The organism is Gordonia sp. YC-XJ4 (assembly GCF_059511865.1).
The window spans coordinates 5,152,288-5,166,251 of sequence record NZ_CM183447.1; the positions used below are offsets into that span (position 1 = coordinate 5,152,288).

Here is a 13,964-nt window from a genome sequence, read left to right on the forward strand (position 1 = left end):
CGAGTCTGCCCTCATGGGCGGCGACTCCACACTAGGATCGAGTCATGACTGACCTGGACCTGGCGACCTCCCGTCGCGACATCACCGACGCACTTCTGACCGCCCTCGAGCGGCGCCACGAGGTTCTCGACACCATCGTCGAGGCCGACAACCACTCCGAGGCGGTCGCCGCGATTGCCGAGCTGCTGGACAAGTCCCAGCTCGGGGCCGAGGCGATCCTCGACATGAAACTCGATCAGCTCACCAAGGACGAGCGCCGCAAGAATCAGGCCGAACTCGACGACCTGAACTCGGCGCTGACGTTCACCCTCGCCGAGCGACCGGCCTCGAGCGGTGACACCCTCGATCTGCGCCCGTTCTCCCCGGAGGAGGACGCCGACCTCTTTGCCACACGTACCGCCGAACTCGGCGTGGCCGGTGACGGCTCGGGCGCTCCCGCAGGCGATCTGGCCGAGGAACTGAGCAAGGCGACCGCGCGCGTCGACGACGAGGAAGCCGTCTGGCTCGTCGCCGTCGAAGGGGAGTCCAAGGTGGGCTTCGTCTTCGGCGAGTTGACCTCCGGCGAGGTCGATGTGCGGATCTGGATTCATCCCGAGCACCGCAAGAAGGGCTACGGCACCGCCGCCCTGCGCAAGTCACGCTCGGAGATCGCCGCCTACTTCCCGGGTGTGCCGATGGTGGTTCGGGCGCCGGGCGCCTGAGCACTCTCCTCGTGCGGGTCGGTGCGCTCAGCCGACCCGCCGGGGCAGCCCGAACCGGGCGACGATCGCGCGGATGCGGGTGTCCTCGTCGATGACGAAGGTCTCCGACACCGGCGCCGCGAGCCCCAGCATCTTCGGTGCGACGTGTACGAGGTAGCGGGTGGTGACGCTGTGCCCGTCGACGGTGGCCTCGAATCCACTGACACGGTGGATCAGCCGGAACTGCGGTCCGCGTTCCAGACTGCGTGCGATATGCGGTCCGTTGCGCCCGGTCTTGACACCGAATTCGACTCGGGTGCAATCCGGATGCAGGTCGACCCCGCTCGCGTCGTGACTGACCAGTGCGTCGACATAGGCCCGTGCCGCCGCGACACGGGCCGCCGCCACGGAGTCGGTCATGGTTCCCCCAAGAGGTATCTGCCCAACGGTGTCAGCGCGCGCCGTAGACCGGCATCGGCACCGGCGCCTTACCGATGATCTCGGCGATCACCGGGCCGAGTTCGGACGATTCCCAGCGCGCACCCTTGTCGCGTTCGACGCTACGCTGCCAGCCGTCGGTGATCGAGATCTTGCCGCCTTCCACCTCGAAGACCCGACCGGTGACCTCACCCGACTGCGGCGAGGCGAGCCAGCACACCAGCGGCGAGATGTTCGCCGGATCCATCACGTCGAAGGAGCCGTCGTCGGGGGCGGCCATCTGCGCGGCCATCGCCTCGCCGGCACCGAGGGTCATCGCGGTGCGTGCCGCCGGTGCGATCGCATTGACCGTGACACCGTAACCGCCCATCTCGGCGGCCGCCTGAACGGTCAACGCCGCGATACCGGCTTTGGCCGCGACGTAGTTACCCTGACCGACCGAGCCGTACAGGCCCGCCCCGGACGAGGTGTTGACGACGCGGGCGGTGCGCGGGCTGCCGGCCTTGGCCTGCGCCCGCCAGTAGGCGGCGGCATGACGCAGCATCACGAAGTGCCCCTTCAGATGCACGCGGACCACGGCGTCCCACTCCTCCTCGGCCATCGAGACCAGCATGCGGTCACGCACGAATCCGGCGTTGTTGACCAGGACGTCGAGTGCGCCGTATTCGTCGACGGCCGTGGCGATGATGCCGGCCGCGGTGTCCCAGTCGGCGACGTCTCCGGTGGCGGCAATCGCGTCCCCGCCACGGTTACGGATCTCGTTGGCCACCGCGTCGGCGGCCTCGGCCACGAAGTCGTTGACGACCACCTTGGCGCCGTCGGCGGCGAAGGCCACCGCATGGGCCCGGCCGATTCCCTGACCCGCACCGGTCACCACGACCACACGACCCGCATTGGACGCGCTCTCAGCCACTGTTGTTGTCCTCTCAGATGTTTCGGTTCACAGCGTAGTTGTACAGATCAGGCGTCCGGGCAGATCAGACGTCGTTGCCTGCGTTGGCGGCGGCGAGGAAGGCCGGTAGCTCGCCCCCGCCGTGGACGGTCAGTGTGGCGCCGGTGATGTAGCCGGCCAGTGGCGAGAGGAGGAACGCCGCGGCGGCGCCGACATCGGCGGGGCGCGCCATGCGACCCATGGGAATCGTCCGGCCGACCGCGGCGATGCCCGCGTCGTCGCCGTAGTGCAGGTGGGCCTGCTCGGTTTCGACCGGTCCGGCGACGATGGAGTTCACCCGAACCCGGGGCGCCCATTCCACGGCGAGTGAGGTGGTGAGACTGTCGAGTCCGGCTTTGGCGGCCCCGTACGCGGAGGTACCCGGGGAGGCGCGATGCCCACTGACGCTCGAGATGTTGACGATCGCGCCACCGCCCTCCTGACCACGCATGACGGCCTGCGCCGCACGCGCGACGATCAGCGGGGCAAGCAGATTCAGTTCGACGATCTTGCTCGCGAAGCGTGGTGAGGCGTCGGCCGCCAGCGCGAACGGCGACCCGCCCGCATTGTTGATCACGCCGTCGATCCGCCCGTGGGTCTCCACAATTCGCGCGAGGGTGGCGGCCACGGCGTCCTCATCCCGCACATCACACGGCAGAAATGTTGCAGCGGAAACTGATTCGAGCTCGTCACTCGAATGTCGAGCGCAGGCCACCGGGGTCGCGCCGAAATCGGCGAGGGCGGCAACGATGCCGAGTCCGACACCTCGGGCACCGCCGGTCACCAACACGACCCGTCCGGCGAGCCCGAGGTCGTATCGGCCCGGCCGTCCGGTCACCTGTGCCCCTGTCGTCATGGGTGCTACCCTACCAAAGAACCAAGCAATTGCTTGGTTGGTTTTCTTCAGCGCTTCGCCGAGAGGAGCACGCGTGCCGATCACCACTACCCGCACCGATGGCGGGGTCGTCACCGTCACCGTCGACTACCCGCCGGTCAACGCGCTGCCGTCGTCGGCGTGGTTCGACCTCGCCGAAGCCATCACCGCAGCGGGCAACGACCCCAGCACGCACGTGGTGATCCTGCGGGCGGAGGGCCGCGGTTTCAACGCCGGCGTCGACATCAAGGAGATGCAGGCCACGGAGGGATTCGGGGCGTTGATCGCCGCCAACCACGGCTGCACCGCGGCGTTCAGCGCGGTCTACGACTGTGCCGTCCCGGTGGTCGTCGCGGTCAAGAACTTCTGCGTCGGTGGCGGAATCGGGCTGGTCGGCAACGCCGACGTGATCGTCGCCTCCGAGGGCGCGGTCTTCGGTCTTCCCGAGGTCGATCGCGGGGCACTGGGCGCCGCAACACATCTGGCGCGCCTGGTTCCCCAGCACATGATGCGCACCCTCTATTACACGGCCCAGAACGTCACCGCCGAACAACTCCTGCACTTCGGCTCGGTCCATCGGGTGGTGGCCGCCGACGAACTCGATTCCGCGGCACTCGATGTCGCTGAGAAGATCGCCGCCAAGGACACCCGGGTGATCCGCGCGGCGAAGTCGGCGATCAACCACATCGACCCGGTGGACGTGAAGGCCAGCTACCGCCTCGAGCAGGGATACACCTTCGAGCTCAATCTGGCCGGCGTCGCCGACGAACACCGCGACGAGTTCGTGGCGACCGGCAAGGCCCTCAACACAGGAGGACACGCCTGACATGGCAGCAACACCCACCCCATCAACACCCACCGCGTCAACACCCACCGACAAGACGAGCACTCTCGACGATGTCATCGGCGAGCTGCGCGACGGGATGACGATCGGCATCGGCGGCTGGGGGTCGCGGCGCAAGCCGATGGCACTCGTCCGGGCGTTGGCCCGCTCGGCGGTGACCGATTTGACCATCGTCACCTACGGTGGACCCGATCTCGGATTGCTGTGCGCCGCAGGCAAAGTCCGACGCGTCTATTACGGCTTCGTCTCCCTGGACTCCGCCCCGTTCTACGATCCGTGGTTCGCCCACGCCCGCACCACCGGCGCCATCGAGGCACGCGAGATGGACGAGGGCATGGTCAAGTGCGGTCTGCAGGCCGCCGCGGCCCGGTTGCCGTTCCTGCCGATCCGGGCCGGACTCGGTTCCGACGTGCCGGCATTCTGGGAGGGTGAGCTCAAGACCGTCGAGTCCCCGTATCCCGACCCCGACGGCCGCACGCAGACGCTCATCGCGATGCCCGCCCTGCGACTCGACGCAGCCTTCGTCCACCTCGATCTCGCCGATGCCCGCGGCAACGCCGCCTACACCGGTGTCGACCCGTACATGGACGACCTGTTCTGTGCCGCCGCAACGCGCCGATATTTGGAGACCGATCAGCTCGTCGACACCGAGGTGCTCGTCAAATCCGTTCCCACCCAGCGTCTTCTGCTCAACAGGATGAATGTCGACCGGGTGGTGCATACCCCGAATGGGGCGCACTTTTCTTTCGCGGGGGACTACGGTCGCGACGAGGCGTTCCAACGGTTCTACGTCGAGCAGGCCAAGGACGCCGACACGTGGGCCGCGTTCCGCGCGCGCTTCCTCGACGTCGACGAACCCACCTATCAGCGCGAGGTTGTCGCCTGGCGTGCCGAACAGGAGGACCGCAAGTGACCACAGCGACCACCGGGGTCACCCGGGCCGAGTACTGCGTCGTCTCCTGCGCCGAGATCTTCCGTGGCGCAGGCGAGATCATGGCGTCGCCGATGGCGCCGATCCCGCTACTCGGGGCCCGTTTGGCGCGGCTGAGCTTCGCGCCCGATCTGCTCATCACCGATGGGGAGGCGTTGATCCTCGCCGACACACCGGGCATCGGCAAAACCGGCGCCATCGAGGGGTGGATGCCGTTCTCCAAGGTGTTCGACGTCGTGGCCTCGGGCCGGCGCCATGTGGTGATGGGCGCCAACCAGATCGATCGTTTCGGTAACCAGAACCTGTCGGCGTTCGGCCCGTTGCAACACCCGACCCGACAGATGTTCGGCGCCCGTGGCGCTCCCGGCAACACCATCAACCATCCGACGAGCTACTGGGTCCCACGGCATTCGGCACGCGTGTTCGTCGACGCCGTCGACATCGTCTGCGGACTCGGCTTCGACAAGGTCGACCCCGACAACCCCGCCTTCGACGACGTCGACATCGCGCGCGTCGTCACCAATCTCGGTGTCTTCGACTTCGGCGGGCCCGACCACACGATGCGTGCACTGTCGCTGCACCCCGGGGTGAGTGCCGAGGAGGTCGCGGAGAACACCTCCTTCGAGATCGACGGACTCGCCGAGGCCCCGACAACGCGGGAACCCTCCGACGAGGAACTCGGCCTGATCCGGGATGTGCTCGATCCCAAGGGTGTTCGCGCCAAAGAGGTGCGGTGAGATGACCGGCGATGAGAGGACCGGCTCTGACACAACGGGTGCTGGGCGCGCCGCGCCCCTGCCGACGAGCTTCACCGACCTCGTCGGCGTCGAGTACCCGATCGTGCAAACCGGGATGGGCTGGGTGTCGGGGCCGTCGCTGACGTCGGCAACGGCCAACGCCGGCGGTCTGGGAATCCTCGCGTCGGCAACGATGACCTACGACGAACTCGAGGCGGCCATCGCCAAGACGAAAGCGTTGACCGACAAGCCCTTCGGGGTCAATATCCGCGCCGACGCCACCGACGCACCGCAGCGGATCGACCTGCTGATCCGGGAGGGCGTCAAGGTCGCCTCGTTCGCGCTGGCGCCCAAGAAGGAGCTGATCGCCAAGCTCAAAGAGCATGGTGTGGTGGTGATCCCGTCGATCGGCGCGGCCAAGCACGCGGTGAAGGTGGCCTCCTGGGGCGCCGACGCGGTGATCGTGCAGGGTGGCGAGGGCGGCGGACACACCGGGCCGGTGGCCACCACGTTGCTGCTGCCGTCGGTACTCGATGCCCTCGCGGAGAACGGATCCGACATGCCGGTGGTGGCGGCCGGCGGATTCTTCGACGGCCGCGGACTCGCCGCCGCCCTGGCGTATGGCGCACAGGGGGTGGCGATGGGGACGCGGTTCCTGCTGACCTCGGATTCGGCGGTGCCCGACGCCGTCAAGCAGGAGTATCTGGCCCGTGGCCTCGGCGACACGGTGGTGTCGGTGAAGGTCGACGGGATGCCGCATCGGGTCTTGCGTACCCCGCTCGTCGAGGCACTGGAGAGCGGTAGCGCCGTCAAAGCCCTTGTCGCCGCGGCCCGTAACGCCAACGAGTTCAAGCAGCTGACCGGGATGCGCTGGACGACGATGCTGCGCGACGGCCGCGCCATGCGACGCTCCGGAGAACGCACCTGGCAGCAGATCATCATGGCAGGCAACACCCCGATGTTGTTGCGCGCGGGACTCGTCGAGGGCGACACCCGCGCGGGCGTCCTCGCCTCGGGTCAGGTTGTCGGAATGATCGACGATCTGCCCAGCTGCGACGAGTTGATCCAGTCGATCATGACGCAGGTCCACGAGCGGCTGCACGCACTCGCCGCGCCGGTCAGCGCAGTGTGAGGAGTGTTCGCGTAACGAGATCGGCGACGATGCCGCGACGCGAGGAGTGCGGCTCATCGCGGTCGAGACCTTGGGTGTGGCTGTAGACCACTCCCTCCAGGACGGTCACCAACCGCCGGGCCGCCACGTGCGGCTGCGCGGACCCCAGCGACTGCATCAGCCCCGCGGCAGCGTCCTCGGAGAAGAAGCAGCGGCGCAGGCGCCCACGGACGTCATCCCCGATTCCGGCGTCGAGCAACAGCGCCTGACGCGCGGTCACCTCGGCCACGCGGTCGGTGACGAGTTCGGTGACGTAGTCGCTGATCACCTCGACCGGATTGGTCTGTCCGGCGGACAGTTCGAGCGTGCCGCGGAACCGCTCACGGGAGATGGTGATCAGCCGGTCGGCGGCGGCCAGCAAGAGCGCTTCGCGAGTGCGGAAGTAATACGAGGTCGATCCCTTCGGTAAGTCGAGCCGACGATCGATCGCCTGATGGGTAAGCGCGTGTGTTCCCCCGGACGCCGCGAGTTCCAGCGCGGCATCGGCGATTCGTGGGCGACGGTCGGGACGGGGCACACATCACATGATAGCCAGACTCTACGATGATAGAGTTTAGGAATGTTCGGTGGTCGAAAGCAGTCCGCGCCGCTGGTGGGTGACGACGTTGTCGTCGAGGCCGCGACCCGGGCCGGCTTTCGACTCGATCCAACCCAACTCGTTGCTGCACAGCATCTCTCGGGCCGTGATCATCTCTATCTCTCCGGGCCGGTAGGTCGAGGGAAGACGTGGCTTGTCGACACCTACCTCGGCGCACTGCCCCCGAAGTGGGTACGGCGGCTGCATTGGCACGAGTTCGGGCGTGATCTCGATGCGTTGATCAAAGACCGCGGCGTCGAGGGAGCGCTGGCGACGATCACGTCGGGTGTCCGGGTCCTGTGTTTCGATGAATTGACCGTCGACGACCGCGCCGACGGGATCTACGTCGACGCGGTGTTCCGGCGAGCGATCGAGCGCGACATCCGCCTGATCATCACGTCCAATCATCGACCCTCTGATCTGATGCCCCACCCGTTACTGCACGACACCTTCCTGCCGACCATCGACTTCATCGAAACACACTGTATGGCGATAGAACTCGATGGCGGTACGGACTACCGCACGATTCGCCGTCCGAACCCGCGCCGCGACCACGGCTTCGCCGGCGGTCTGTGGATCACCGTGAACGGCGCACCAACACAACGGGTCTCGCAGTCCACGTCGGTCAACGGACGAACCATCTCCGTGTGGGACTCGACTCGCGACCATCTCGGGGTGACGTTCGGGGAGATCTGTGGCCGCCCGCTCGGTGCCGCCGACTATCTTCGCCTTGCTCACCGATACCGTTCGTGGACCGTCAGCGGCGTGCCCGGTCTGGCCACAACCGACCGCCAGAGTGCCCGTCGCTTCGTCCACCTCGTCGACATCCTCTATGACCAGGAGGCGGAACTGAACATCGAGTGTGCGCTCGACAGAACAGAATTCGCCCTTTGCGCCGCTCTGGATCCCATGTCGCGGGCCCGCGTGACGAGCAGACTGTCAACGCTCGGCGAGTCTGCCGCCTTGTGACTCCCACTCCGCGTACAACTCGTCGAGCAACGCGCCGATCTCCTCCACGGTGTCCCAGGTGTCGGGTATGCGGTAGTCGTTGTCGTACCGGGCCATCAACTCGGTGCCGGGTAACGCCCGGAGATACGCGTCGTAGCACTGCTCGGCGAAGAGATTTCCGCGCGGAGTGAGGTTGTTGACGTTGATCTGCGAGACGAAGTGTGTCGCCACGAACCCGGTGGGACGGTCGGTTTCAGAGGTGGCGTCGGCGATCGCGTCGGCATGGTCGTCGGCGGGCACCAACCCGCGTCTGCACGCCCAGCCCATGAAGGCCGCGATGTGGATGGCGCCCGCGGACTCATCGAGGCCGAGGTCGATCACCGAATCCGTGTGCCACTCGGCATCGTCATAGGTCACGACGGTCAGCGTAGGGTGCGGAGCCCGACCCGCCCAGTCATGTCGGACGGATGACCGACCGCGTGGTGCAACGCCTCGGACCCGCCGGAATAACTCCGGACCACGGTCCGGTTGCACCCGGTATGAGTTCTCACATCGCCATTTTCGGAGGCACCGGGTACGCCGGTGGTCACATCGCCGCAGAGGCCGTTCGCCGCGGCCATCAGGTCACCTCGTACAGCCGATCCGGCGCGCCCGCTGATCCCGTCGACGGCGTGACCTACGACGTCGGATCGCTCGCCGACGCCGACTTGGTGAATCGGGTCGCCGAGACCGCCGACGTCGTGGTGATCGCGGTACACGGTGCCGATGTGGATGGGAAGCCTCTCGTCGATCTGATTCCTTCGGTGACCGCGGCGGCGCTCGCGCACAACACACGTGTCGGTGTGGTCGGTGGCGCCGGTAGTTCGCTGGTCGCCGAGGGCGGCCCACGGCTGGTCGACACTCCGGACTTCAACGACGAATGGAAGCCGGAGGCGTTGGCCCATGCGGATGTGCTCGACGCACTGCGCGCCGGCCCCGAAGAGCTCGACTGGTTCTATGTCTCCCCCGCCGCCCTGTTCGGGTCCTGGGCACCCGGTGAGACCACCGGTAGCTATCGCACCGACGATGATCTCCTGGTGACCAAGGACGACGGCAGCTCGGAGATCTCGGGTACCGACTACGCACTCGCCTTCGTCGACGAGATCGAGCAGCGCGCGCATGTCCGGAAGCGGTTCACTACCGGACACTGACGACCTTACCGGCGACACCGCCGCCGCCGCTACGAATACAGATTCCACGAAATCTGGCCGAAACGACCGATTTTCGGGGTCGACGGCCCGAATCGGGGACATCTGTATTTCGTCTGTCGACGGTGACCTGCTGGCGCACTTCTCGACCACACGCGCAGGGCTGACGCGCAGGGCCCGAGACGCCGAGAGGTCTCGCCGGTGTAGCATCCGAACCGATTTGCCGCATCGGCGGCAACTCGGTCGACGCCAGAGGGGGCTCGCGTGTCCGGACATCTCACCGAGAAGGTCATCATCATCACCGGTGCTGCAAGCGGCTTCGGCGCGCTCATCGCCGAGAAATGTGCGGCCGGCGGCGCGCGGGTCGTCGGGGTCGACGTCAACGAGGCGGGCCTCGGAGCCGTCATCGACGGCATCCGCGACGCCGGCGGGCAGGCACTGGCGATCGGCGCCGACGTCACCGATCTCGCCCAGATGCGCGATGTGGCAACACAAACCGTCGCGGAGTTCGGGGCTGTCGACGTCATCGTCAACAATGCCGGCGTGATGCCGCTGGCGTTCTTCGCCGACCACGAGCGGGCCGCCGACCGTTGGCATCGGGCCATCGACATCAACATCAAAGGCGTGCTCAACGGCATCTCGGCGGTCTACGACCAGATGATCGAGCAGGGCCGCGGCCACGTGGTGAACATCTCGTCGATCTACGGCAACGCAGGCGTCGCCGGGTCCGGGGTGTACAGCGCGACCAAGGCGGCGGTCAACGCGCTGTCGGATTCGCTGCGCATCGAGACCAAGGGCAGGATCAAGGTCACCACGGTGCGCCCCACCGGCGTCGCCGGAACCAACCTGGCCAGCTGGATCGTCAACGGCGCAGCCATCTTCGGGATGGTCGGGCAACGCGCGGCACAGTACGCCGAGCACACCAAGCAGATGGTCGCGGGCACGCTGCCCGACGAACTCACCGATCCCGACTCCGTCGAGTACTGGTTGATCACACCCGACGAACTCGCCGACGCCGTCGTCCATGTGATCGATCAACCTTGGGGTATCAGCCTTTCCGACGTCACCGTGCGCGCGAGTGGCGAGGACTACCTGTACTGACGGCCCCGCTACCCCGCGATCGAGTTGTGCTCGACGCGCAGATCCTTCTTGAGGATCTTGCCGCTCGGGTTCTTCGGCAGGGCATCGGCGAACACGATGTATTTCGGCCGCTTGTATCCGGCGAGGATCGGCTCGAGATGGGCTGCAACGGCCTCTTCGGTGAGGGTCACGCCATCTTTCGGGACGACGACGGCGGTGACCGCCTCGATCCACTTCGGGTGTGGCACACCGAAGACCGCGACCTCGGCCACCCCGTCGAGCAGATAGATGGCTTCCTCGACCTCACGTGAGGCGACGTTCTCCCCACCGGTCTTGATCATGTCCTTCTTGCGGTCGACCACCGAGAGGTAGCCGTCGGCGTCGATGATGCCGAGGTCGCCGGAGTGGAACCATCCGTTGCGGAATGCCGCTGCGGTCTTCTCCTCGTCCTGGTAATAGCCCAGCGCCGCATGGGGACTGCGGTGCACGATCTCGCCGACCTCCCCCACCGGTACCGGATTGTCGTCGTCGTCGACGACCTTGGTCTCGACGTTCAATGATGCCCGCCCGGCCGACCCGGCGCGGTCGATCTGCTCATGCGGCTGCAGAATGGTTGCCAGCGGCGACATCTCGGTCTGGCCGTAGAAGTTCCACAACAACACCTCGGGCAATCGGCGCGACAACTCGCGCAGGATCTCCACCGGCATCGGTGAGGCGCCGTAGTACCCCTTGCGCAACGACGACAGGTCGCGCGTGTCGAAGTCGGGGTGACGCAGCAGCGAGATCCAGACCGTCGGAGGGCAGAAAAGTTTGGTGACACGCGCGGACTCGATGGTCGCCAGGATCGTCGCCGGATCAGGCGCGGGCAGGATGATGCTGGTCGCCCCGAGGTAGATGTCGGTGGAGAAGAAGCAGTCGAGTTGCGCGCAGTGATACATCGGCAGCGAGTGGATCTCGACGTCATCACCCGACATGCCGCCGTCGACGATGCACGAAACATACTGCGTGATCAGCGATTTGCTGGAGAGCAGCACACCCTTGGGCCGGGACTCGGTGCCGGAGGTGTACATCATCCGAACCGGCTCGTCGTCGCCGACGACGATGCCGGGAGCAGTCACGTTGCCGGTGGTCATCCATGCGGTGGCGTCCTCCCACCCGTCGGTAGGCGCGGCACCCGACAACGCAATCCATCCGCGGATGTCGACCGCGGCGGCGGCGAGGTCGATCGCCGCGATGACCGTCGGCCCGAGAGCATCCTCGACGACGACGCCGCGTGCCCCGCTGTGGGTCAGGATGAACCCGATCTCCTCGGCGCCGAGCCCGAAGTTGATCGGCACCAGGATCACCCCGAGGCGGGCGGTCGCGAAGTTGAGAACGCCGAACTGCCAGCAGTTGTGACTGATCAGCGCCAACCGGTCTCCGCGTTGCAGACCGCGCGCGGCCAGGGTGTTGGCGCACCGGTTCACCGCGGAATCGAACTCGGCGAACGTCAGTTCCGTGTCCCCGTCGATGATCGCGATCTTGTCGGGGCTGCGCTGGGCGCTGCGATGCAGCAACGCGCCGATCGAATGCTCGCGCGCCGTCCGGATCGCGGCGTCGGTCGATTCGCTGAATTCCGATCCCATCACTGCCTCCGTTGCCCGCGGGGTGTCGTCGACCTCACAAATTACTAGGTCGTCCAACCATGCGGAACCGCCCGCCACCCATCCGCTCCGTTGTTGGCACATATTGATCGATTCGTTTCTTTGAGGCAGAATCCTGTCGGTGACCCACAGCCTCGCCGGCCTGCGCCGGATCGCCGTCGAACTCCGCGCCACGGGCCGGCTCGCCCGCGCCGGCATCCTGCCCGGCCCGACCGAACTACCCAGGTCGCTTCGCGCCGCTCGAGCCGGCGGTGGAGCGATGCTGACCGAGGTGCTCGCCGCCCGGTTCGGCGACTCGGTCGCCGTCGTCGACCGCGGGGTTCCGCTGACCTACCGTGACCTCGCCACCGCCACCCGCCGGTGGATCACGGTGTTGCGTGACCTCGACACCACCCGCGAACGCCCGACCGTCGGCATCATGTGCCGCAACAGTGCGCAGCTGGTGATCGCCCTGCTCGGAGCACTCGCCGGCGGTGTTCGGGTGGTCTTTCTCAACACCGACATGGGTTCCACGCAGCTGACGACCATATGCGAGCGCGAGCACATCGATCTGTTGCTCCACGACGACGAATTCACCGGTCGGCTGTCGGAGCTCACGGGAGTGCGCACCATCCGCACCGAAGACCTCGACTCGGTGCTCGCCGCCGCCGACGATTCCATTCCCCCACGCGCGCATGGCAATCCCGAGCTGGTCATCCTCACCTCCGGAACCTCCGGCGTGCCCCGCGGCGCAGCCCGCAGCAGTTCTCCGCTGACCATGCTCTCGACGCTGGCCGGACTGCTGGAGAAGATCCCGCTGCGTCGATCCGACGTGATCTACCTGGCGCCGCCGGCATTTCACGGATGGGGCCTGATCGCCACCCTCACCGGACTGCTCGCCGGGGCCACCCTCGTCTTCGACGGGCGGTTCTCCGCCGAGCGTGCCGTGGCAACGATGCTTGCCGAGAACTGCACCGCCTTCGTCGCGGTACCGACGATGCTGAAGCGGATCATGGATCTCGACGACGCAGTGCTGCAACCACTATCCGGTCGTCTGCGCATCCTCGGGTCGGGCGGCGCGCGACTCGACCCCGATCTCGTCACCGCCGTCACCGAACGGTTCGGCCCGGTGTTGCACAACCTCTACGGCGCCACCGAGGTCTCCTACATCACCATCGCCACCCCCGCCGACCTCGCGCACGACCCGTCCTGCGCCGGGTCCGCTCCGCTCGGTGTCCGGGTGGCGATCCTCATCGACGGCATGCCCGTCGGACCCGGACGGGTCGGCGATATCTACGTCCGCACCGGAGCCCAGATGCGTTCGTATACCGATGGAAGCTCCAAACACAGCGTCGACGGCATGGTCGCCACCGGCGACACGGGTTACCTCGACGGCGCCGGCCGCTTGTACGTCCGCGGTCGATCGGACTCGATGATCGTCTCCGGCGGTGAGAACGTCTACCCCGAAGAGGTCGAACTCGCACTGCACCGTCACCCCGGTGTCGCCGACGCCACGGTCTTCACCGTGGACGACGCCGATTTCGGTCAACGGCTCTCGGCGGTGGTCGCCCGCCGCGCGGGCCACGACGTCGACGACACCGCCCTCAAGGAACACATCGGCCGGGAGCTGTCGCGCTCACGTGTCCCGCGCGACATCGTCTTCGTCGACGAGATCGCCCGCACCGCAACCGGAAAGGTCACCCGCGCCTGGCTCGACGAGGTGACCGCCGGCAACTCACACGTCGGCTGAGACCGTCATCGTCCACCCCGCCGCGGCGTTGCGCCGCGTCCAGAAGTCGACGTAGGTGCCACCGCGCGCCAACGGTTCGTCGCGCCGTCCGATGTCAGACCCGCGCGGTCTGCACCGGCCCGTCGAGCAGCAGGCCCGACCCAGTTCCACGATTCCCACGAACGGGACGACCGTTGCCGCCGAGGCGATCACCT

The 13,964-nt window shown here is 66.9% G+C and carries 15 protein-coding genes; 9 read left to right on the forward strand and 6 right to left on the reverse strand.

The features are described 5' to 3' along the window. The first annotated feature begins 44 nt into the window (after positions 1-44). Positions 45-701, forward strand: coding sequence for a GNAT family N-acetyltransferase (locus AC5ZH6_RS22895; RefSeq protein ID WP_006371960.1), 657 nt, complete (start codon positions 45-47; stop codon positions 699-701). A 27-nt stretch (positions 702-728) separates the two neighbouring features. Here AC5ZH6_RS22895 and AC5ZH6_RS22900 read toward each other — a convergent pair whose 3' ends face one another. The 3 genes from AC5ZH6_RS22900 to AC5ZH6_RS22910 all read right to left on the reverse strand — a co-directional run bounded on the left by AC5ZH6_RS22900 (position 729) and on the right by AC5ZH6_RS22910 (position 2,905). Continuing rightward, positions 729-1,100: a DUF8021 domain-containing protein gene (locus tag AC5ZH6_RS22900; protein ID WP_006371959.1), complete on the reverse strand. Its 372-nt coding sequence runs from the start codon at positions 1,098-1,100 to the stop codon at positions 729-731. A 31-nt stretch (positions 1,101-1,131) separates the two neighbouring features. Continuing rightward, positions 1,132-2,031 carry an SDR family oxidoreductase gene (locus AC5ZH6_RS22905; protein ID WP_006371958.1) on the reverse strand — a complete coding sequence of 300 codons (900 nt, stop codon included), beginning with the start codon at positions 2,029-2,031 and terminating at the stop codon, positions 1,132-1,134. Between the two features lie 64 nt (positions 2,032-2,095). Continuing rightward, complete coding sequence (locus tag AC5ZH6_RS22910) at positions 2,096-2,905, reverse strand: SDR family oxidoreductase (protein WP_006371957.1); 810 nt, start codon at positions 2,903-2,905, stop codon at positions 2,096-2,098. Between the two features lie 73 nt (positions 2,906-2,978). Between AC5ZH6_RS22910 and echA20 the strand changes: the two genes are divergently transcribed. The 4 genes from echA20 to AC5ZH6_RS22930 are packed head-to-tail and all read left to right on the forward strand — an operon-like array spanning position 2,979 to position 6,567. After that, the gene (gene echA20, locus AC5ZH6_RS22915) at positions 2,979-3,749 is read left to right on the forward strand and encodes a (7aS)-7a-methyl-1,5-dioxo-2,3,5,6,7,7a-hexahydro-1H-indene-carboxyl-CoA hydrolase (RefSeq protein WP_094601099.1); all 771 of its coding nucleotides are present in this window, start codon (positions 2,979-2,981) and stop codon (positions 3,747-3,749) included. A gap of 1 nt (position 3,750) precedes the next feature. Continuing rightward, entirely contained in the window at positions 3,751-4,680 is a 930-nt protein-coding gene (locus tag AC5ZH6_RS22920) for a CoA transferase subunit A (protein WP_006371955.1), read from the forward strand. Then, positions 4,677-5,435 carry a CoA-transferase subunit beta gene (locus tag AC5ZH6_RS22925; RefSeq protein WP_006371954.1) on the forward strand — a complete coding sequence of 253 codons (759 nt, stop codon included), beginning with the start codon at positions 4,677-4,679 and terminating at the stop codon, positions 5,433-5,435. The genes AC5ZH6_RS22920 and AC5ZH6_RS22925 overlap by 4 nt, the downstream gene beginning before the upstream one ends. A 1-nt stretch (position 5,436) precedes the next feature. Then, a complete protein-coding gene (locus tag AC5ZH6_RS22930) occupies positions 5,437-6,567 on the forward strand; it encodes an NAD(P)H-dependent flavin oxidoreductase (RefSeq protein ID WP_094601100.1) in 1,131 nt (376 codons plus the stop codon). Here AC5ZH6_RS22930 and AC5ZH6_RS22935 read toward each other — a convergent pair. Further along, a complete protein-coding gene (locus AC5ZH6_RS22935; protein ID WP_006371952.1) occupies positions 6,554-7,123 on the reverse strand; it encodes a TetR/AcrR family transcriptional regulator in 570 nt (189 codons plus the stop codon). The two genes, AC5ZH6_RS22930 and AC5ZH6_RS22935, sit on opposite strands and share 14 nt — an antisense overlap. Positions 7,124-7,165: 42 nt before the next feature. Here AC5ZH6_RS22935 and zapE point away from each other — a divergent pair, with 42 nt between their 5' ends. Further along, positions 7,166-8,152 (forward strand): cell division protein ZapE, encoded by a 987-nt coding sequence (gene zapE / locus AC5ZH6_RS22940; RefSeq protein ID WP_094601101.1) that lies wholly within the window; start codon positions 7,166-7,168, stop codon positions 8,150-8,152. Here the strand turns inward: zapE and AC5ZH6_RS22945 are convergent. Next, on the reverse strand, positions 8,123-8,548 hold the full coding sequence (locus tag AC5ZH6_RS22945; protein WP_094601102.1) for a DUF7832 domain-containing protein: 426 nt from the start codon (positions 8,546-8,548) through the stop codon (positions 8,123-8,125). The two genes, zapE and AC5ZH6_RS22945, sit on opposite strands and share 30 nt — an antisense overlap. Before the next feature lie 122 nt (positions 8,549-8,670). On the opposite strand from AC5ZH6_RS22945, the gene AC5ZH6_RS22950 reads away from it, so the two are divergent. Both AC5ZH6_RS22950 and AC5ZH6_RS22955 read left to right on the forward strand, forming a co-directional pair. Beyond that, positions 8,671-9,321: an NAD(P)-dependent oxidoreductase gene (locus AC5ZH6_RS22950; protein ID WP_020170002.1), complete on the forward strand. Its 651-nt coding sequence runs from the start codon at positions 8,671-8,673 to the stop codon at positions 9,319-9,321. A gap of 261 nt (positions 9,322-9,582) precedes the next feature. Then, complete coding sequence (locus AC5ZH6_RS22955; RefSeq protein ID WP_094601103.1) at positions 9,583-10,419, forward strand: SDR family oxidoreductase; 837 nt, start codon at positions 9,583-9,585, stop codon at positions 10,417-10,419. An 8-nt stretch (positions 10,420-10,427) separates the two neighbouring features. Here the strand turns inward: AC5ZH6_RS22955 and AC5ZH6_RS22960 are convergent, their stop codons facing one another. Next, positions 10,428-12,023, reverse strand: coding sequence for an acyl-CoA synthetase (locus AC5ZH6_RS22960; RefSeq protein ID WP_094601104.1), 1,596 nt, complete (start codon positions 12,021-12,023; stop codon positions 10,428-10,430). A gap of 139 nt (positions 12,024-12,162) precedes the next feature. Here AC5ZH6_RS22960 and AC5ZH6_RS22965 point away from each other — a divergent pair, with 139 nt between their 5' ends. Continuing rightward, positions 12,163-13,770, forward strand: a complete 1,608-nt coding sequence (locus AC5ZH6_RS22965; protein ID WP_006371946.1) for an AMP-binding protein — start codon at positions 12,163-12,165, stop codon at positions 13,768-13,770. Positions 13,771-13,964: the final 194 nt, after the last annotated feature.

What these genes read in the sequence shown, in the direction of transcription:
- AC5ZH6_RS22895 (WP_006371960.1), top strand. Translation starts at nt 45, where the DNA reads ATGACTGACCTGGACCTGGCGACCTCCCGTCGCGACATCACCGACGCA.
- AC5ZH6_RS22900 (WP_006371959.1), bottom strand. Translation starts at nt 1,100, where the DNA reads ATGACCGACTCCGTGGCGGCGGCCCGTGTCGCGGCGGCACGGGCCTAT.
- AC5ZH6_RS22910 (WP_006371957.1), bottom strand. Translation starts at nt 2,905, where the DNA reads ATGACGACAGGGGCACAGGTGACCGGACGGCCGGGCCGATACGACCTC.
- AC5ZH6_RS22920 (WP_006371955.1), top strand. Translation starts at nt 3,751, where the DNA reads ATGGCAGCAACACCCACCCCATCAACACCCACCGCGTCAACACCCACC.
- AC5ZH6_RS22930 (WP_094601100.1), top strand. Translation starts at nt 5,437, where the DNA reads ATGACCGGCGATGAGAGGACCGGCTCTGACACAACGGGTGCTGGGCGC.
- zapE (WP_094601101.1), top strand. Translation starts at nt 7,166, where the DNA reads ATGTTCGGTGGTCGAAAGCAGTCCGCGCCGCTGGTGGGTGACGACGTT.
- AC5ZH6_RS22950 (WP_020170002.1), top strand. Translation starts at nt 8,671, where the DNA reads ATGAGTTCTCACATCGCCATTTTCGGAGGCACCGGGTACGCCGGTGGT.
- AC5ZH6_RS22960 (WP_094601104.1), bottom strand. Translation starts at nt 12,023, where the DNA reads ATGGGATCGGAATTCAGCGAATCGACCGACGCCGCGATCCGGACGGCG.